This window comes from Aureispira sp. CCB-E (assembly GCF_031326345.1).
Lineage (GTDB): Bacteria > Bacteroidota > Bacteroidia > Chitinophagales > Saprospiraceae > Aureispira.
On sequence record NZ_CP133671.1, the window covers coordinates 3,681,949 to 3,700,836 of the forward strand.

An 18,888-nucleotide genomic window follows, 5' to 3' on the forward strand; every position below is an offset into this window, starting at 1 on the left:
TTTGCGTGATTCCTTTTTAGTAGAAAAAGAATAGATCTAAAAACAAGATGATTTAGTTGTATTGTTACCGTGCGGTTTTAATGAGTTGCTGGATTAACAAAAGTCTGCTAAAAGGACGTATTGATAGATTTTAAAAAAATAAAAGAATAATTACATGAACACACTATTAAACAAAGAACTTAAGTTGGTTTTATTATGGTTGTTATTTCCTATGTTAGGAATGGCTCAATCTGGCAATTGGATGTCGAGTAAACAAATAGAGAAAGACAACTTATTATTTATAGAAGGAGGTACGTATAACATGGGGCAAGATGCAGAGGAGGATATTGTTCGTAGAGTAACGGTTAGTGCCTTTTATATAGCACCAACGGAAGTAACGAATAAGGAATATAGGGCATTTATCAATTGGCTAAATAAGCACAATAAATCACAGGTAGTAGCAATGTTACCTGATACAAGTATATGGCAACGTTGTGTCTCTAAAGAGCTTGGAGAGCAACTTTTTAACGATTATTTTAGACTTCCAGCATTTGATTATTATCCTGTTGTTGGGGTATCTTGGTTGCAAGCTACTGCATTTACAAAATGGAAATCGGACCGTTATAACGAACAGCTCGCTAAAACAAGCGGATTGTGGTCTTCAGAGATGCAAGAGAAATATGCTTTTTCTACGGCTGAATTCCTTTCGGGAACTTATCATAAAAAAGAAGGGATAGATTTTCCTAATGGTCACAATCTATTCTTGCCCAATCATCGATTACTAACCGAAGCAGAATGGGAGTATGCAGCTTGGGCATTAATTGGCAAGCGCCTTCAAAATGAGGATGGTTATGTGGCTAACCAACAATTAGTATCGACACCTACGGACGGGAAAGAAAAGCATTATAAAAAAGAGATAAACCAAGAACGAAAAAAAGCCTTGCGCCACGCTCGAAAATATCCTGTTCCTAATTATTATAATGCTGAGAAACACAACTTGCCTAAATGTGTCTTTGAAGGAGATATTAATGCTTATGGGATTTTTAATATGAATGGGAATGTAGCAGAATGGGTGTACGATGTTTATCAACCTATTTCCAAAGTAGTGGAAAACATTCCAAAACCAATAACGGCACCTCAATCCAAGGATACTCAAAAAACAATTCCTGAAGATCAAATGAGTGTCATAGAAACACCATGGGAAGAAGTGGTCGCAAAAGGGAAGGCTGCTCAGTCTCATTTAAAGGTAGATGCCAATAGCTTACGTGTACTTAAGGGCGCTAAATCTGTTAATGAAAAAAGCCCAGGAAACCGAAAAGGCGCAAAAGCTGGAGGGCAACAAGAGCGTTTGATTGGTTTTAGATGTGGGATGACTAGAGTAGAACCATTGGAGTAAAAAGATTCGATACATTTTTAATGTTTTATGGAATGATGGGGATTGCTAAAAGAAGGATGAGTTAGAATATACTTATCTGTCAGTGATTCTAAAAATGCCACCAAATCCTTTTGTTCTTGAGTATTCAAATGAAGTGGACGAATAAGAGGACTTTTGTGTTTGTGTGGTTGTCCTCCTCTGTTGTAATGTTGGATGACCTCTTCTAAGGTTTGAAGGCTGCCATCGTGCATATATGGAGCACTCATGCTAATGTTTCTTAAGGAAGGCACCTTAAAAAGAGCCCGATCTTGTTCTTGATAAGTCAGCCGAATTCTACCAGAATCAGCATAGTGTTCGTATAGACCATTGTTTTGAAACGAAAAATTAGAAAAATGAGGTGGGGTATGACACGAAGAACAATCTGTTTTATGACTCATAAATAGTTGTAGCCCTCTTTGAGCACTAGAACTAAGCGCCTTTTTTTTACGATAGTAAGTATACTTGTCGTAAGGAGAATGGGCAGCAACCAAACTGCGTTCAAAAGCAGCAATAGAACGGGTGACAACATAAGGGTCAGGAGGGCGATTATAAGCTGCTAGGCTCATGGTACTATAGAGGCTGTCTTTGGCGATTCGTTGGGCGGCCAATACTATATTAAAATCGAGCTCATGTGTTTCTTGAATAGGAACTAAGATTTGCATTTCTAAAGTAGGGACACCTCCTGCTCTTGTAAAATAGGGGGCATAGGCAACATTAACTAGAGAGGGCGCATTTTGAGTCCCGAGACGTTGTTCTACACCCAAACTAAGGGGCACACTGTCGGCAAAAGCAAATTGCTGTTTGTGACAACTGGCACAAGATACGGTGCTGTCTTTAGATAGAATAGGGTCGTAGAAAAGCATTCGCCCTAACTGAACACGGAGTTCTGTTGGTAAGTTATCTTCAGGGTGTTGGATATTTGGGAAATTATGAGGTAAATTATCATAAAAACCCATGGAAGAACTAGCTGTATGGCATCCTATTGTGCCATAGCAAAAAATTAAAACCCACAAAGATAGAGTAACCACTTTTAGCATAAGTTATATTTGATATGATTGTAGAGGCGTAGCCTTAAAACTACGCCTCTATTAGTAATCAACTAAAAAGGAGAGCTATATTCCTCCTTGATTGCTAGCTTATCGTCTGTTAATGTTTTCAGAAAAGCAATTAAATCTTGAATGTCTTGGTTTGAGAGCATTAATCCTCCATTGTGATAAGGGTATAATAATGCTGGATCTATAGTAGGAGAGTTGATCAAACCTGTATTATAATGTTGAACAACTTCCTCTAAGGTTTTGAAGCGACCATCGTGCATATAAGGAGCTGTCAATGCTATATTTCTCAACGAAGGAACCTTAAATTTAGCTTTGTCAGAACTATTAAGAGTTGCCTTTTCTCTTCCATTATCTGTAAAAATAGAGTCCAAGCCATTATTCATATAATCATCATTCTCGAAGTTTTTTCCTGAGTGGCAATGCGCACAATCGGCACCAGATATAGCAGGAAAAGATGGATTGTATTCGTTGAAAAATAAATCTTTTCCTCTTTGTTCAGCGGTTGTTAGAGCGACTTCACCTCGCAAATGTCGGTCATATTTGCTATCTACGGACACAATAGAAAACATAAACTGTTCTAGTGCTAACGCTATGCGTTCTTCTGTAATAGTCTCATCGCCAAAAGCCAAAAAGAATTGATTGCGGTATTGTTGTTCCGCCTGTAGTTTAGCGACTACGCTGGGCATCGTTTCTTGCATTTCCAGCGCATCTTGTATTGGTAACAATGCCTGATGCCTAAGCAATTCGGCACGTCCATCCCAAAAAAATCCATTGGTATTCCATGCTAAATTAAAGACAGACATTGCTTGTCGATGCCCTCGAAGGTCATTAACACCTTTTGAGAAAGTAGCGGTATCAGAAAAACCATACTCTTGCAAATGGCAAGAAGAGCAGCTAATAGAAGCATCTAAAGACAGCTTTTTTTCGTGAAATAACATCCGCCCCAATTGCACACCATCGGTTGTAAGTGGATTGTCCATTGGCAGATTTGGTGGTGGCAAGTCTCCAGTTTCTAATTGATAAGCAATAGGTTTATAAACTAGTGGTTCTTCTTTGGTGTGGCACCCGTATCCCAACAATATAATTGAGAGTAAGAGGCAAACAGGAAGGAGTTTTGTGTTATTACTGTTATTCATGAGTCACGGATATTTTTTGTGAAGTAATAACTTGTCCTTCTTTTTTTAGGTTCAAAATATACCAACCAGCATCTAAAAATTGGATGTTCTTCTTGTCAGGAGAGGCAATAATATTGGAATATACTTTGCCCGTCATATCATAAATCTCAACACTAGTATCCAACGATTCATCGGCATCAATCGTTAATGTTTGCCCTACTCTTACGGGATTGGGATATATAGAAATCGTGCTAGAAGCCAACTTGACAACAGGCACAGACATAGAGCCATCCGAAAATACTAGGGTGTTAAAATTGTTGAGAACAGTCCTAGCAGCACCTGTTTCTCCATGACTAACAACTCCCGAACTGACATCTATAGAGTGCAATGCTTTGGCATAATCTGCATCAATAATTACTTCTAAATCATTATTATTGATATAACCATTGGTCACAATCGTTTTAACTTTGTAGTTGCTGTCGCCTAAGCCGTGCATTTGAAAAACATCAGACATAGAGGAACCTGAAACGCCCTCGAATGCAACGAAACGATAGCCAGCTGTCCACCCCCAATGCATAGAAGGTGATTGTGGCGCTAGAGGATGATTGGCAGGATAAGTCGTTGGGTCTAAATGATTTTCTGCATTACCTACCCCAATGCCAAAAGAAACACTATCTAAGTTGTTAATATTAAAATTACCTAGTAATTGATTAGTAGAGGTATTGGCATTAACCAAAATAAAGGTATTGTTGACAGCTGTTTGAGTACCATCATGGTAAAGCGTAATATTGCTAATGTAGTACTGTAAACGAGTTACTTGAAAATCACTACCAACATTATTGGGTGTTGTCTGGTTAAAAGCAAAATTGCTGCTTCCAAGGAGATGATTAATTTTGAAGTAGACGTCTTTTTGAGCATAGGATGTCTGTAATGCTAAGGTAGCACAGAGGAATAAAATTATATTTTTCATTATTATGTATATTATTGTGATTAACTATTTTAATATAGTAGTTCGTTGATTAGCTCCCTGCGGTCGTGAGATCACTATCGCTTAGTTGTTTACTTTTTACCAAAAAGATAAAAAAGCACATTTATATTAGTTTGATAATCAAATTTTTAACACAAAACGCAATAAATTTACAACTTATTGATTATCAAACTAATAAAGTTTAGCTGCGCTGCTACTGCGTGGTTTCAACGAACTATTGTTAATAGACTTTAAAAAGTTATTGTTATGCTTGTTCATTGATTGATTTGATGTGTCATTTAGTACACTAAAGACCTACTTTATACCATTGGTTATGGCATAAAAAATCAACAAGCAGGGCTAAATAAGCTTATAACACAATAGGTCTGGTGTCTCTATTGTAGCTATAAAGTAGCTATAAATAGTTGCTCTCTAACATAAAAATGATTGATGCAAAATGTATAAAGGAACATCTGGCGGAGGGAAAAAATAAGCAATAGGATGCTGAGCAAATGAGCTAAACCCTAGTATAGTATGTTGCTTTGGAAATATAGGTGCATAAAAAGGGAGTTGATGAAGGTATTGGGCGGTTGTTTCTAAATCTAATTCTGAAGAAACAGCGTTTAAGTCAGATTTTGCCAATGACTGTTCATCTAAACAGCAAGGCTTCTTCTTAAAAGAGTTTTGTTGCTGCAAGAGAGCTTGATCAAAGCAACTTAGGTATAAGTTTTTGGAGTTTGAGCAACAAGTTTTAGCTAGTACCTTTGGGAATGCATTTTGTTCTTTTGCTTTTTGTTTTTTACAACAAGGTTGTATGGTATTAACAAAAAAAGCAATGGCTTTTAATTCATCTTGACAATAATGACTATAGGTTGCAATCCCTATGGTAGAGAATAGAACCGTCCAAATATTGAGAATATGAATTAACTTTAAGAACATGAAAGATGGATTGATTTTTGAAATAAAGTTTTATTAAAGTGGTTACTTTTGTTATTAAAATAGGATTTTTTATTAATTTGATAAGATATATTTTGAATAAAAAAACAACGAATGAACGATTCTAATCTGTAATTAGATTGTCAAGATACGATGTTTAAGAGATGGTGTTTATTTTTGTAGAATCTTTTTATTATAAGCTAAAAGTGTTAAATCTTAGTTGTAATAAAAAGAGAGGAAAAAAGATATTTAGGTACAAAACACCTAAATATATACCCGTTTATTTGCTAGTAATTTAGAGAATAGAATGCTACTTTTTATCTAGAAAATTGTCCTAAAACATTGTTGCACTCTTGCTTTAAGTAAAACTGAATTCTATGTTAAGGAATGGATTCCTTTAATTTCTACTAAAATATTGTTGATAATAGTTGTATCTTTAAAAATTCTTTATTCTTTTGAATGAAGGTTGAATGCACTTTTTATATCAGGGATAGGCTTGGAAATTTTAGCTGTGAAAACCAATTTTTTTTAAGCATACTCTCAAAAAACTTTGACCAAATGTTAAAGCATATTAATTGGTTTGCTGTTCTTTTTTTATTGGGAAATTACCCTATGTTAGCTCAAGTAAAAACAGCAGATTTAATTGCCAATTTAGAAAAAGAAGCACTTAATTTAGAAGCACGTCAAGCAGCATTGGCAGATGATTTGGAAATTTTGCGCTTAAAAAAAATTAAAGAAGATATTCGTTCTGTTGGGCTTCCTGAAGTGCCTGAAACTGTGAAAAATGAAGTGGTAGAACATGGTGCTATGATATTAGGTTATAACGAAACCCATGAACAAGCCAATTGGGTAGCTCATATTATTATACCAGCTGTTAACAAAGGTAATTTGTCTAGAACCAACGACTTTCGGCGAGATTCTTTGGTCTCTACTGGATCCGCTGTCAAAGCAGATTATTGGTATAGTGGTTATGATAGAGGGCATCTAGCTCCATCGGCAGATTTTAGATGGTCGAGTAGAGCAATTAGTGAATCATATGTTTATTCGAATATGGCTCCACAACGTCCAGAGTTAAATCGAGAGGGGTGGGCAGATTTAGAAAGTTTTATTCGAAAGCATGTATGGGTTAAAAATGAACAACTCTATGTAATTACAGGACCTGTTTTTGATAACGAAATGGAAACGATCACGCAAGGACCTAATGTTGTATCTATTCCCAAGCGATTTTATAAAGTGGTTTTAGATGTAACTGGCGAAGAGAAAAAGGCAATTGCTTTTGTAATGCCCAACGAACTGTGTACACAACCTTTGGTCTCTTACGCTGTTTCTGTTGACGAAGTAGAAAAAATAACAGGCTTGGACTTTTTTCCCAATTTGGATGAGACATTGGAAAGCGAGTTAGAAGCTAATTTTGATTATGCGAAATGGGAAGAACTCAAAGAGGGCGAAATTCCTACACAAGAACCTTTGAAATTAAGCGAACGACCTAAAAATACCTTGAACTCTGTTGAAGCAGATTTGTTTATGAATAAAAAAGCATGTGTTTGTGGCATGGTTGTTTCGACACGCAAAACGAATGGAGGTTCGGTTTTCTTTAACTTTGATGCCAAATTCCCTAATCACACTTTTTCTGGCTCGGTTTGGGCTAGTAATATTAAGAATTTTAGCTATGACCCTGAAATTGAATTTTTAGGAAAAAAAATATGCATTACAGGAAAAATAACAGATTATAAGGGAAAGCCAACGATGACAGTTGAAAATGAAAAAAAAGTTACTTTTTTAGATGATAAAGGAAAAGCTTTACCCCGATAAAGAAGAGCCCTTTAATGTTGGAGAGGTGATTAAATCATATAATTTATGGAAGAGAATAATAACGAAACGGAAGAAAAAAGATATCTAACACCAGAAGAACAGTTGGAAAAAATAAAAGTATCTCGCCGATTACTTCGCACAAAAATAAAAGAGTTTATAGAAGAAGAGACAGGAGAGACTTATCAGTTGGAGGATGACTTGTATGGTATATTTAGAGCCCTTAGTCCTGCCCAGCAACAAACTATTACAGGCAAAATTGCACTATTCGAAAAATTTCCTAATCAATAAGTGATTGTTGGTAGCTGGTGTGTTTGTAATGTCTATAACCATGTTTTTGGAAGAAAAGTAGTTTAAAGACTTACTTTAAGACGAATAGAAATGTTTAAAAATGTTTGTCATTTTGCAGAAAAAAAGCTTATTATAGCAGTTTGGTAGTTTGTATTAGACGATTATAACAAACTATTGACAACGTTCATACGAAAATCAATTATAAAATATAATGACGAAAAATAAATCTTTTGAGTTTACCCCATTTCCTCATTCCCAAAAGATTAGCAACACTTCCGATCTTGAAGTTCCAGAAACACTTTATTTCAGAACTAAAGAAGAGTTTGATCGAGCTGTAGGGCAGGACTTTATTGAGTATGCCAATAAAATAATAGGGCAGGGACAAAAATTTCTGGTTGGACTGGCACATGGGCAATCTCCCGCTGGTGCTTACGAGTATATTTTGGAACATTACCATGAAATAAGCAATCCTTCGCTTATTCGTTTTACATTCACCAATTCTAGATTAAAACGTCAACGAGGTTTAGAAGGTGTTATGGATGCACGGGCATTTTTGACTAAAATGCTTCGTAAAGGGCTTATAACCAAAGATCAAATCTTAGGAAGAAGTCTAAATAGAGACGATATAGATCAATATGCAGAAGGGTTTAATAATCGTCTCAAGAACTATTTAAAAGAAAATAACAAGGTCGGATTTGATTATGTTTTTCTGAGTTTTGACCCAACAGGAAAAGTGGCCGCTGTTTCTAGAAACTCTGAGGCTTTTGCATCTGATGAACTTGTGATTATTGTTGATGACGTAGGAGAGAAGGAAATAACAGGGACTCCTAGTTTTTTGGCAAAATCAAAGCGCATTGCATTTTTGGCTACCAAGTCAGACAAGCGCCGTCCATTGGCATGGTTGTATTATCGTTGGGGAAAAGCCAATGAAAGTCCGAGTTTTTTACGTCACATAGACAAGGTCCAAGATCGAATGACGGTATTTATAGACGATCAGGCATTGACTTGGCCTCAGATAGAGATTGTGCGCCAAACGCCTTATGGTCCTAGTACCATTCGTTTAGACTTTGCCAAGCCTTATGATGAGCATGCGACAGAAAAATTGCCTGTTGTTTTACTAATTCATGGATTTTTGGGCTTGAATTCCTTTGATGGAATTTTGGCAGAATTGCCAACACATCAGTGTATTGGAGCAGCGATGCACTATGGTTCTATTCCTCATGATCTCCCCCCGAAGCTGTATTCAAATCACGTGGTTAAGAACATCAATGAGGTTGTGACTTATTTTGGAGAGCGAGGGCATTCTGTATACATCTTCGATCACTCTATGGGGAATACCTATTTTATGCTAATGGATCGAGATTACAAAAGCCTATCTGGAATCCAAAAATACTTGTGTGGTAGAATTGGAGCAAACCCGTTTTTCTGCGAACACGCCAAACATGCCTTTATAGGTTTCCTAGATAATGTTTTATTGCCTGCTGTTAGTTTTAGAAAAAATACAGGGTGGAAAACAATGTTGATGACCTTGCGTCGCTTGGTTCCTTTGGATACGCGCAAAGGGGTGCGAAAAAGAGGCATCCGATTGACTGATTGGCTGATTCGAAAAGATTCGGTCACACGAGAGCGAATTTGGCAAGCCGTAAAAGAGCGGATTTTATATATTATGACCAATCTAGATTCTGTTCCTCACTTGGATAGAATACCAATTGAGCGAGCGTTGAGTCGTTTGCCTGCCAAAGTGTTTGCCATACAAGTCCATGCGGCTTTGTTAGAATCTAAATCACACGATAAGCAAACATCAATGGAAAATATGGCCAAATACAATGTGCCTGTTTTAATTCTTAAAAGTGAGAAGGATGCTATCGCCAAATTTTCGCCTAAATTACACCAAACACCTAATGTAACGGTCGTTGATGTAACGGACGAAAAAGAAACGGATTTGTTTAGAGAACACCTTTACCACATGGTCAACCCAGAAAAAGCAACTCATATTATAGTGGATTTTGTAGAACGGGTGGAGGAACAGCGTAAGAAGTCTTCTTATTAAGAGCAAATAAACGAACTTTATTAAGAAACCCTACCTTAAACATTTCGCAAGTGTTTACAATCATATTGATTCTTATGCTTCTTCTTTATCTATCTGAAAAATAGTTATAACAAAAAATAAACATTTTAGAACAATACCAAGCCTGTCTATAACAAAAAGTAATATTTTAAATATAATAATAATAGCTTTGTTTTAATGTCAATCTTGACAGAGAAAGGAGATGCTTTTTAGAGGTAAGTTTCATAGTGAATGACCAATAAAATTACTACTTGATTTTGCGGTTATTTGTGGTGAAGAATTCCTTAAAAACTCCACTTAAAACAAGCAAATATGATCGAAGGTATTTTAGATGCATTAGAACTTGCGAAAGAAATTGGTGATGTTGTAATTTCATTATCAGAAAGTTCTAAAACCTTAGAAGGTAGAAACCGATCAATGGTGATTAAGGTCTACAACAAAACACAATTCAAATTAATTTTTACTGCTTCTCATGAAGATTGGGGAAAATTATGGAAGGCTCCCACCAATATTGATGAATTTAGCGCCATGACATTTTCTGCGGCAGACTCAGATGGGACTATTTTAACAGGACTTCAAGGCGGTGCTGCGTTTCGATTGGAAATGCCTGAAGAAGGAGGGGAAACAGAAACGTTAGACATTGCTATAGGCTTTGACAATCCAGAAATTGGTTCGGAAAAAACTTGTGTTATTTTTTCAGATAGCCCTAAAAAAGCAGCTGACGATGTCAAAAAAGATGGGCATTCTGCACTTTCCAAAACTTATAAAGGTAAGAATGTAAAAGGCGAAGATGTCACGATACAATTTAGAATTGCTTCTGTTCCAGCTCAAGAGAATACCAATATTATTATCACCCAGTTATTGGTAGATTGATCGTTTATTCTCCCCAAAAAAATAGTATTAAAACAACAACAATAATTTAAAATATATATATCATGAGTAAGTTAAATTGGAAAGATTTAGAAAACAAAACGCATAAAGAGTTAATGGCAATTGTGGGCAAAATAGAAGCAGGAGCAAAAGATGTAGTAGAAGCGGGAGAAGCGTTTTATACCAAACACGAAAAGGAAATTAAGAAAGCAATTTGTGGTCATCAGAGTTCTATTTCAGGAAAGATTACCAAAGAAAATATAGATCAACTTGTTGAAACACTTGCAAGTCATTTGAATAAGACAGTTGATACGAAAGATAAGGTATGGGAAGCTCTTGCAGCACTTGCTGTTGATGCTTTAAAGCAAGGATTGAACAATTATTGTGCAAATTATAACGCTTAGAGTCAATCTCAATCTATCTATTGAAAGAAAAAAGTCCTCTCGTTAAGCAATAACGAGAGGACTTCATATATACAAAGATATCTATAAGGATATCTATAAGCTTATTTAAAAGCATTAAGCCCAGTCACATCCATTCCTGTAATTAACAAGTGAATATCATGAGTACCTTCGTAAGTCAATACTGTTTCCAGATTCATCATGTGACGCATACAAGGGTATTCGTTTGTAATCCCCATACCACCGTGGATCTGACGTGCTTCACGGGCAATTTCTAATGCCATGTGAACATTGTTACGTTTGGCCATAGATACTTGAGCAGGAGTTACTTTTCCAGCATCAAACAAGGTTCCTAATCTCCAAGCTAACAATTGAGCTTTTGTGATTTCAGTGATCATTTCAGCCAATTTCTTTTGTGTCAATTGGAAACCAGCGATTGGTTTACCAAATTGCTCACGCTCTAAAGAGTAACGCAGAGCAGAATCGTAACAATCCAAACCAGCACCAATTGCTCCCCAAGCAATTCCATAACGTGCTTTGGTTAAGCAAGATAATGGACCTCTTAAACCTTTGATGTTTGGTAATAATTGAGATTTGTGAATACGAGCATCTTCAAAAACCAATTCACCAGTGACAGACGCACGCAAGGATAATTTGCCTTCAATCTTAGGAGCAGAGCAGCCCGGTGTATCCATTTCAACAATTAAACCACGAATGACACCTTCTTCATCTTTTGCCCATACAACCGCAATGTCAGCGATAGGAGAGTTGGTGATCCACATTTTTGCACCATTCAAGATATAGTAATCACCATCTTTTTTGATGTTTGTGGTCATTGATCCTGGATCTGAACCAGAGTTAGGCTCAGTCAAACCAAAACAACCAATCATTTCACCACTAGCTAATTTGGGTAAGTATTTTTCACGATGTTCCTCGCTACCATATTTGTAGATTGGATACATGACCAAAGAACCTTGAACAGAAGCCGCAGAACGAATTCCAGAATCACCACGTTCCAATTCCATCATCATCAAGCCGTATGTTACCTCATCAGCACCTGCACAGCCATATTTTTCAGGTAGACTTGGGCCCAAAGCACCCAACTCGCCAAGACCTTTGAGCAAGTGTCTAGGATAAATGGCACGCTCGTAAGCATCTTCTATAATTGGACTAACTTCTTTTTTTACCCATTCACGAGTAGCCATTTGAGCAATTTTTTGCTCTTCTGTTAGTAAACCATCTAAATCATAATAATCATGACCAGCATAACGATCTGTTTTTGCTGCTCTTTTGAATGTTGTGCTATCAACAGTTAGATTTTGCATAAAATAAATTTTCAACGGTTAAATAGTTGTTTTGGGGCAGGCTTGTAATCACTGATCAAACGCTGCAACAAATGTTGCCGCAAATTTACTAAGAATAAATTGATTTGTCTATAAATGGTCTAATATTCTAAAGGAGAATTCTTCCGATATAGGAGCTTCATTGCTTATTATTGATAAGTTTGGGGCGCTGGGTTTGATAAATCAAAGCCAAGTAAGTGCCCCTAACTGAACCTCTTCTGTTCGACCAGAATTAAAGGTTAGACGAATTTTAAAATCATGTGTATTGCTGCTCGCTGTTGGTTTTTGGGGAAAGGTAATGTTCCAATTGTCTATATAGTAGCTATCAAAATACTTATTGTCGATCCATTCTTGAGCAGATATACCATTAATAAGCAGCATTGGAAGCAAAGAATGCCCAGGTAAATAATTATTGAATGGGGCGCTGCTAGTAATCGTAATATCAACCAAGCCGTCCTTCATGCCCAACTCACCAGGAATAGGGCAAGATATTGCATAGGCACTACTGATAAAGGGATTTGGACCTAGTTGGATATGGTCGCTCAAAAACTCGTATTCGTATTCTACTCTTAGTACAAGTGTATCTGTTACAATCGTATCTTGAATAGGTATAACACGACCATCAAAGCTAATTGGTGTGATCTGTAAAGTGGTTAAATTCCAGTAGTCGGGACGGTCACAACAACTCAATGCTAGACCGAATAAGCTAGAAATAATAAAAAGAATAAATAGTCTTGTTTTCATAAGTTGTATTTTTAAATTCGCTAGGCAATCATGAGATTGCAAGCTTAGTTAGGTAAACTATGAAGGATATAAAAGATGATTTGAATTGAATGAAAATCGAGCAAAAAAAGAACCAAAATTGTTTAAAACCTTATTTTAGATTGAACTTTTATGTTAAAGTTTGTGATTAATAGTTGAAAATTTACCACCAAACAATAAAGAGTTTTGAGTAGCTGCCTCCTTTTTGTTTTACCCAGCACATAGGAGCCCTTTTATTGGCGAGACTAATTTTAATTTGTTCCAGAATGATAGAATAAGACTTCCAATTTGTATGATGTATAGGAGCGCTGCCCCAATCTTGTTTTTGGGGTAGAAAAAATTGTTGATCTTGAAAAAACTTGTTGGTCTCAAATTCATCTAAACGCATCCAATAACCTTGTATGCAGGCTTTGTTGATAGAGTGGTCTTCACAAAAAGGAGCATAATAGGGTACAAAAAGGGCAGCTTTAAAACTTAGATGTTGTTCTATGGTAGAAGAATTGATGCCTAACTCGTGGAGCAAATCTTGGGTTTTGGGGTGTTGTAATAATGGAAACTGCTTTTGGGAAAGCTTATCCATTTTTTGTTGCAAACTATCTTTGTAATTGGGACCAATCCAAGGATCGTTGTGGTATAAACTTGCTTTAGGGACATACAAGTAAAATTTATAAACTTGTTCCAAATGAATTACTTGTCTACTGTGGCGGTGTTGTATCAAAAAGTCTATTTCTCCAAGGGTGATTTTGTTATCAAAAACTTGAATATTTTGAGCTAAAATTCTGTAAGGGGTATCATTTTGTAAATAATAGCTCATAAAATGTTCTACTCGTTTGCCCAGTACTAAGTTGGGAGAAATGGCCTGCTCCCAATGTTGTAAGATGGATGTTGTCGGAATGGATGGAGCACTGGTTTCAAAAATAGAAAAGTTTTGACGTTGATGGGATGTTCTAACATCTTGTCCCTGCAAGAAGCCTTGGTATTGCTGTATTAAGCGTTGATGTATGGGAATAGTGTGCACAAGAATAGTTTTTGATGTAACAAAAAGGAAAAAGTGAATTAGGATAATGATATAAAAATTAGTACTTCGTTGATTACCTACGGTGCTACTTCGTGGTAGCTCCCTGCGGTCGTGAGAGCGCAAGCTTAGTTTTTAAGTTTGATTATCAGTTTTTTAGAGTTAAGGCAAGTGAGGGTTATCTTGCTGGTAATTAGGCTGATGCGATTTTTAACGGAGTAATGAAAAATACAACCTCTATTTAAAAAGCAGATAGACCCAACAATAGGAAAGGTCGTATACGTGAGCACTTAGTTACGCTGTTACGACGTGATTCCTATGAAGTGCCGATACACCAAAATTCATTCGATTGGCATCTACCTTCATATAGATGCGTCATCTGCACCAAATAACGACAACATGAAGCATCTTTTTTCTTTTTATTCAATCGTTTTAAGTACCTGTTTTTTATTGTTATGGAACACTTCTAGTTTATTAGGACAAAGAAGTATTTATAACGAAGATATTAAATTAAAAGTAAAAACGACAGGCAAATTGCTATCTGCGAACAAATTAATCATGGTAATTGATATTGATCTTCCTGATGGTTGGAAACTTAAGGTAGAAGATGGATACGAATCGATGTGGCAAGGGGATATTGATACTGTAGATATGGCACTGAAATTTAGACCTAATACAGACTATCAAATAGCACAACGCTTGAAGGCAGATCGGAAACCTGGAATACATGGCTTTTATTATGAAGATGTACGTTTTGTTCAAACAATAAGAATAAACACAAGAGTATTGCCACTCTATATAGATGCAGAATTAAAATTATCTTTGGTTAGAAAGGACGAAAAGGATTTCGCAAAAGCAAATCCATGTTGTTTGCTTCAGGTTTGTCCAAAACGAAAGGCACAAAAAACATTGAAGGTAGGATGGGACTGTAACCGAAGAGAGAAGGTTTATTTGGAAGATATTAAACGTTGATTTTTTGGGTTGTCGTTAGTTGTTAAGATGAAAGAATCTCTATTATTGTTTTAATAATCTGTTGATTACTTCGTGAGCGCAGCTAACTATTGTTATTTATAATTAAACTAATATTATGCAAAAACTAAGCATACTAACGCTCTTTTTATGTATTCATTTTGGGGTATGGGGACAAGAAAAAACAACGTCTACCAAATCCACAATTGAATCCGTTACTGTTTACAAAAATAATGCTCGAATTCTTCGGAAAGCAAAGGCAAATATTCCCGCAGGGAGTAGTGAATTAATTTTAGAACAGCTGAGCCAAAAGATACTGATTAATAGCATTCAAGTTAAAATAAGTAACAGCAATGTGGCTTTAGTTTCTGCTGTGCCGAGGATTAATTACTTGAAACAAACAGAAGCCTCAGAGCGCTTTCAAACAATTAACGATTCTTTAGAATTAATTGCTCGTGCAATTAAAACCTTGACCTTAGATGAAGGTGTTGTTCGAGTGGCTAAGAAAACTTTATTGGAGAACAATCCTTTGGGCTCAGGTTACAAAGAGGGCTTTACGGTGAAAGAAGTCAAGGAAGTCATGGAATTTAAACGCAAAGAGTTGGCAGCGCTAGAGAAAGAGTTATTGGCATTGGATTATCAAAAAAAGGCTTTGCAAGAGCAAGAGCAAATACTTCGTCAACAACAAAACGCCTTGTATGGTGCTAGAAGCAAACCTTCTGGAGAAATTGTTTTAAAGTTACAGTCGACATCTAATGTAGCAACGGATATTGAAGTAGTTTATGTCGTAACAGATGCGGGATGGCGTCCTTTGTATGATCTGAAATCAGAAGGAGTTGGCAAGCCTCTGGAGTTGGTGTATAAGGCACATGTTTTTCAGCAAACGGGTTTTGATTGGCAACAGGTAAAGCTAACACTTTCTTCTAGTGATCCTTCTTTGAGCCACGATCGCCCTATTTTGAACCCTATGCAATTAAATTTATTGGCGACAACAAATGTTACTACCAAAAAGAAAAAAGGGAATACATATATTCAGTACCAAGGTTCTGGAAACGTGGTGTTAGAGTCTCAAATTCAAAAGAGAGATATAGATTTTATTAGACATAATCCTCAACGCTCTATTTCTAGTGTTGTAGTTACAACAGCCACTGTTAATGCATTGGATGAGGGCGAAGCAATTAACTCCAACGGTTCTCGGTCGTCCAGTAACGATGTTTATGTAGATGGAGTACGTGTCATTGGTAACGTTAGTATTCCTGAATCTGAAATTATAACTACCGAAGCTTTTACCGACCTCTTAGCGAATGAGAATCATACGATGGACTTTAACTTAGAATTGTTACAGGATATTCCAAGTGATGGAGAACAGCATATTGTAGAAGTTAAACGTCATGAAATGGAAGTGGACTATGAGTATCACATTGTTCCTAAATTGGATAAAGGGGCTTTTTTGTTGGCTAAAATAACAAATTATGGACAGTATAATCTGTTGAGTGGTAAGGCGAATATCTTTTTTGAAGGTGTTTATCTGGGGCAATCGTATCTGAATTCTAAAGTAACAACCGATACTTTGTTGTTATCGTTGGGGAGAGATGAAAAAATTAGTGTGCGTAGAGAAAAACTTAAAAGTGTCCAGAAAGAACAAGGGAACTTTGTAAAGGAACATCTTGGGTTTGAGATTAGTGTTCGAAACAACAAAAACGAAACGATTAAGGTGACGGTATTGGATCAAGTACCTGTTTCTAAGAATAAGGAATTAGAAATAAAACTACTGGAAAGTACGAGTGCTATTTTTTATGAACCTTATGGCTCTTTGAGATGGAGAAGGGATGTTCAAAAAAACGAGACCCTAAAATTAAAGTTTGAATACGAGGTTAAATATCCTAAAGATAGAGGTGTGACAAAAACAAATTAAGTTGTATATTCACATATTATGTAAGTGGTAGATGGGCGGATGGATGCGCGTGTCACTCCACTTTAATGAAAGAATAACCTTAATAAAAAGAAATGAGAACAGCTGTTTTTGCAGGGTCGTTTGATCCAATTACCAAAGGTCATATCAATATTGTTAAGCGAGCACTACCGATGTTTGATAAGATTATTGTTGCTATGGGAATCAATTCCGCTAAAAAATATTTTTTTGATACGGAACAAAGAATTGCTTTTTTGGAAGCAGCTTTTGAAGATGAACCTAAGGTAGAGGTAGATACCTACGAGCAGTTAACCGCATTTTATTGTCAAGAGAAAGGAGCTAATTTTTTGCTGAGAGGCTTGCGTAACTCGACGGATTTTAATTATGAAAATACGATTGCTAATTTGAACGCAACCATTGGCGAAAACTTAGAAACGGTTTTTCTGATAGCAGCAGCGGAATATTCTTGTTATAGTTCAACGGTAGTGCGGGAGATTATCAAAGGAGGGGGAGATGCCAGTATTTTCTTGCCAAAGCAAGTGCTTGCTTTGATGTAAACAGAGTGCCATCCATGATGTACTTATTGCCATCATGGATGCTGCTTTTAGAATGTTAAGTGCTGAACATATAATTTAAGGCGACAAATTGAGCTAAGAAGCCCACAAAGTATCCTCCGTAGATGTCTGAAACTTGATGAGAACCTAATAATAAACGAGCTGTCCCTACTAGTCCACAGCTCAAAATCCCAAAGATGAACAAGAATTCTGCGCCACCATAACTTCTTGCTATGATAATGATAATCATAGCTAAAAAACCTCCCATTCCAACCGTATGCATGCTTATTTTAGTAAATAAATTGATAAAAAAAGCAATAAATAAAGCGATGGTTGCCCCAAGAGTAAATATCTTAATTTCCAAAGGAAGCCCTGTTGTGCTGTTTTGTGCCACCATTGCCATATAAAAAACACCTGTCAAGATATAAGGAATTTTGCGCTCATCCTGTGTGGTTAAAGAAAGCGTTTGTACCATTCCTAGGGCTCGCATCAACAACACGCCAACCATTGGTATAATACAGCTAAAAGAGAGTAAGTGAACGAACCAGAGCCCTTTGGAGGTTACTTTTCCAAAAGCAAAGATGCGTTCTGTACTAGCCTCTCCAAAAAGAAATGGATTGAAATAAGCTAGCAATACATAGGCGTAACTCAACACAAACAAGGGATGAAAAATAATGGAAATGATTGTTGCTAATATTCTAAGAGGAAGCGGAACAACTTGTTTGTAGCGTTCTGCGGTAGCAATTTCCTGCTCATCTCTATAGTTGGTAATGGACATTGATGACAAATAATTTAACTCAAAATATAAATTTATAGTGTGGATGTGAAGAAGGTGATCACCTACCACCCCCCAAACTTTCGCAATATAGCAAATAATCTTCGATTGCTGTGCCCAATTCTTGACAGGATGTTTTCTAGTAGAAAAAAAGCAACATGGAAGACATTAAAATTCCAGTAAAAGTAGAAACAAAGAGTAAAATAAATGGCGCAGCAATATTCGTTTGCCCAACTTCTACAAGGGTAGAAAATCTACTAGCTTCTGTTGGGTGCGTTCGTTTGATTTGAGTGATTGTTTTTTGAGCATGATTGTAATAAATCCAGTTGCTGAACAAACCAAAAAAAGGATAGAAGGAATAGCTGATCAAGACAGTTTCCCAATAGCTGTCAATGCCTAGTAAAATGATAATAAAAAAATTGACAAAATGAGGGAATAAAACCCCAATGAGAGCATATTTATACATTTTGCGGTAACTGAGCCAGTATATGTGTAAAAACAAGGCTGGGAAGTGAAAGTGGACTTTGGTATCTTGTTTTTGAAATTTGCGCCAAATAGGGATGTAATAAGAGGCATTGGCACCAATAAAAACTTCCCATTCGTGTTCATCAGGACTAAGGTAGATGTCTATTTCGTTGTCTAGTATTTCCATA

General features: G+C 36.4%; 18 protein-coding genes. 9 read left to right on the plus strand and 9 right to left on the minus strand.

Annotated features, from left to right (window positions below):
* Positions 1-154: 154 nt before the first annotated feature.
* Positions 155-1,375, plus strand: coding sequence for an SUMF1/EgtB/PvdO family nonheme iron enzyme (locus tag QP953_RS14340; protein WP_309551479.1), 1,221 nt, complete (start codon positions 155-157; stop codon positions 1,373-1,375).
* A gap of 17 nt (positions 1,376-1,392) precedes the next feature.
* Here the strand turns inward: QP953_RS14340 and QP953_RS14345 are convergent, their stop codons facing one another.
* From QP953_RS14345 to QP953_RS14360, 4 genes are all read right to left on the minus strand, one after another.
* On the minus strand, positions 1,393-2,430 hold the full coding sequence (locus tag QP953_RS14345; protein WP_309551481.1) for a cytochrome c peroxidase: 1,038 nt from the start codon (positions 2,428-2,430) through the stop codon (positions 1,393-1,395).
* Between the two features lie 62 nt (positions 2,431-2,492).
* A complete protein-coding gene (locus QP953_RS14350; RefSeq protein ID WP_309551482.1) occupies positions 2,493-3,584 on the minus strand; it encodes a cytochrome c peroxidase in 1,092 nt (363 codons plus the stop codon).
* Positions 3,577-4,533, minus strand: a complete 957-nt coding sequence (locus QP953_RS14355) for an MbnP family protein (protein ID WP_052598920.1) — start codon at positions 4,531-4,533, stop codon at positions 3,577-3,579. Before QP953_RS14355 ends, QP953_RS14350 begins: the two co-directional genes overlap by 8 nt.
* A gap of 429 nt (positions 4,534-4,962) precedes the next feature.
* Positions 4,963-5,469 (minus strand): HYC_CC_PP family protein, encoded by a 507-nt coding sequence (locus QP953_RS14360; RefSeq protein WP_052598919.1) that lies wholly within the window; start codon positions 5,467-5,469, stop codon positions 4,963-4,965.
* Between the two features lie 555 nt (positions 5,470-6,024).
* Between QP953_RS14360 and QP953_RS14365 the strand changes: the two genes are divergently transcribed.
* The 5 genes from QP953_RS14365 to QP953_RS14385 all read left to right on the plus strand — a co-directional run bounded on the left by QP953_RS14365 (position 6,025) and on the right by QP953_RS14385 (position 10,908).
* A complete protein-coding gene (locus QP953_RS14365; protein ID WP_309551484.1) occupies positions 6,025-7,278 on the plus strand; it encodes a DNA/RNA non-specific endonuclease in 1,254 nt (417 codons plus the stop codon).
* A gap of 45 nt (positions 7,279-7,323) precedes the next feature.
* Positions 7,324-7,566, plus strand: a complete 243-nt coding sequence (locus tag QP953_RS14370; protein WP_052598917.1) for a hypothetical protein — start codon at positions 7,324-7,326, stop codon at positions 7,564-7,566.
* Positions 7,567-7,777: 211 nt separating this feature from the next.
* A complete protein-coding gene (locus QP953_RS14375) occupies positions 7,778-9,616 on the plus strand; it encodes a 6-phosphogluconolactonase (RefSeq protein WP_052598916.1) in 1,839 nt (612 codons plus the stop codon).
* Positions 9,617-9,946: 330 nt separating this feature from the next.
* Entirely contained in the window at positions 9,947-10,507 is a 561-nt protein-coding gene (locus QP953_RS14380) for a hypothetical protein (protein ID WP_052598915.1), read from the plus strand.
* Positions 10,508-10,569: 62 nt separating this feature from the next.
* Positions 10,570-10,908, plus strand: a complete 339-nt coding sequence (locus QP953_RS14385) for a hypothetical protein (protein ID WP_052598914.1) — start codon at positions 10,570-10,572, stop codon at positions 10,906-10,908.
* A gap of 101 nt (positions 10,909-11,009) precedes the next feature.
* Here the strand turns inward: QP953_RS14385 and QP953_RS14390 are convergent, their stop codons facing one another.
* The 3 genes from QP953_RS14390 to QP953_RS14400 all read right to left on the minus strand — a co-directional run bounded on the left by QP953_RS14390 (position 11,010) and on the right by QP953_RS14400 (position 14,028).
* Positions 11,010-12,230 (minus strand): acyl-CoA dehydrogenase family protein, encoded by a 1,221-nt coding sequence (locus QP953_RS14390; RefSeq protein ID WP_052598913.1) that lies wholly within the window; start codon positions 12,228-12,230, stop codon positions 11,010-11,012.
* A 201-nt stretch (positions 12,231-12,431) separates the two neighbouring features.
* A complete protein-coding gene (locus tag QP953_RS14395) occupies positions 12,432-12,992 on the minus strand; it encodes a hypothetical protein (protein WP_052598912.1) in 561 nt (186 codons plus the stop codon).
* Between the two features lie 181 nt (positions 12,993-13,173).
* Positions 13,174-14,028 carry a DUF1853 family protein gene (locus tag QP953_RS14400; protein WP_309551485.1) on the minus strand — a complete coding sequence of 285 codons (855 nt, stop codon included), beginning with the start codon at positions 14,026-14,028 and terminating at the stop codon, positions 13,174-13,176.
* A 396-nt stretch (positions 14,029-14,424) separates the two neighbouring features.
* Between QP953_RS14400 and QP953_RS14405 the strand changes: the two genes are divergently transcribed.
* From QP953_RS14405 to coaD, 3 genes are all read left to right on the plus strand, one after another.
* Positions 14,425-14,997 carry a hypothetical protein gene (locus QP953_RS14405; RefSeq protein WP_309551487.1) on the plus strand — a complete coding sequence of 191 codons (573 nt, stop codon included), beginning with the start codon at positions 14,425-14,427 and terminating at the stop codon, positions 14,995-14,997.
* A gap of 115 nt (positions 14,998-15,112) precedes the next feature.
* Positions 15,113-16,909 (plus strand): DUF4139 domain-containing protein, encoded by a 1,797-nt coding sequence (locus tag QP953_RS14410; protein ID WP_309551489.1) that lies wholly within the window; start codon positions 15,113-15,115, stop codon positions 16,907-16,909.
* A gap of 92 nt (positions 16,910-17,001) precedes the next feature.
* Positions 17,002-17,463, plus strand: coding sequence for a pantetheine-phosphate adenylyltransferase (coaD, locus tag QP953_RS14415; RefSeq protein ID WP_052598908.1), 462 nt, complete (start codon positions 17,002-17,004; stop codon positions 17,461-17,463).
* A 55-nt stretch (positions 17,464-17,518) separates the two neighbouring features.
* Here coaD and QP953_RS14420 read toward each other — a convergent pair whose 3' ends face one another.
* Both QP953_RS14420 and QP953_RS14425 read right to left on the minus strand, forming a co-directional pair.
* Positions 17,519-18,238 carry a hypothetical protein gene (locus QP953_RS14420; protein WP_052598907.1) on the minus strand — a complete coding sequence of 240 codons (720 nt, stop codon included), beginning with the start codon at positions 18,236-18,238 and terminating at the stop codon, positions 17,519-17,521.
* 136 nt (positions 18,239-18,374) lie between these two features.
* Positions 18,375-18,887, minus strand: a complete 513-nt coding sequence (locus tag QP953_RS14425; RefSeq protein WP_309551491.1) for a DUF2628 domain-containing protein — start codon at positions 18,885-18,887, stop codon at positions 18,375-18,377.
* Between the last annotated feature and the right edge of the window lies 1 nt (position 18,888).

Bases quoted from the DNA above. Each gene is read 5' to 3' on its own strand.
- QP953_RS14350 (WP_309551482.1), bottom strand. From the start codon at position 3,584: ATGAATAACAGTAATAACACAAAACTCCTTCCTGTTTGCCTCTTACTC.
- QP953_RS14375 (WP_052598916.1), top strand. From the start codon at position 7,778: ATGACGAAAAATAAATCTTTTGAGTTTACCCCATTTCCTCATTCCCAA.
- QP953_RS14340 (WP_309551479.1), top strand. From the start codon at position 155: ATGAACACACTATTAAACAAAGAACTTAAGTTGGTTTTATTATGGTTG.
- QP953_RS14370 (WP_052598917.1), top strand. From the start codon at position 7,324: ATGGAAGAGAATAATAACGAAACGGAAGAAAAAAGATATCTAACACCA.
- QP953_RS14345 (WP_309551481.1), bottom strand. From the start codon at position 2,430: ATGCTAAAAGTGGTTACTCTATCTTTGTGGGTTTTAATTTTTTGCTAT.
- QP953_RS14380 (WP_052598915.1), top strand. From the start codon at position 9,947: ATGATCGAAGGTATTTTAGATGCATTAGAACTTGCGAAAGAAATTGGT.
- QP953_RS14405 (WP_309551487.1), top strand. From the start codon at position 14,425: ATGAAGCATCTTTTTTCTTTTTATTCAATCGTTTTAAGTACCTGTTTT.
- QP953_RS14425 (WP_309551491.1), bottom strand. From the start codon at position 18,887: ATGGAAATACTAGACAACGAAATAGACATCTACCTTAGTCCTGATGAA.
- QP953_RS14420 (WP_052598907.1), bottom strand. From the start codon at position 18,238: ATGTCCATTACCAACTATAGAGATGAGCAGGAAATTGCTACCGCAGAA.
- QP953_RS14365 (WP_309551484.1), top strand. From the start codon at position 6,025: ATGTTAAAGCATATTAATTGGTTTGCTGTTCTTTTTTTATTGGGAAAT.
- QP953_RS14390 (WP_052598913.1), bottom strand. From the start codon at position 12,230: ATGCAAAATCTAACTGTTGATAGCACAACATTCAAAAGAGCAGCAAAA.
- QP953_RS14395 (WP_052598912.1), bottom strand. From the start codon at position 12,992: ATGAAAACAAGACTATTTATTCTTTTTATTATTTCTAGCTTATTCGGT.
- QP953_RS14355 (WP_052598920.1), bottom strand. From the start codon at position 4,533: ATGAAAAATATAATTTTATTCCTCTGTGCTACCTTAGCATTACAGACA.
- QP953_RS14385 (WP_052598914.1), top strand. From the start codon at position 10,570: ATGAGTAAGTTAAATTGGAAAGATTTAGAAAACAAAACGCATAAAGAG.
- QP953_RS14410 (WP_309551489.1), top strand. From the start codon at position 15,113: ATGCAAAAACTAAGCATACTAACGCTCTTTTTATGTATTCATTTTGGG.
- QP953_RS14360 (WP_052598919.1), bottom strand. From the start codon at position 5,469: ATGTTCTTAAAGTTAATTCATATTCTCAATATTTGGACGGTTCTATTC.
- coaD (WP_052598908.1), top strand. From the start codon at position 17,002: ATGAGAACAGCTGTTTTTGCAGGGTCGTTTGATCCAATTACCAAAGGT.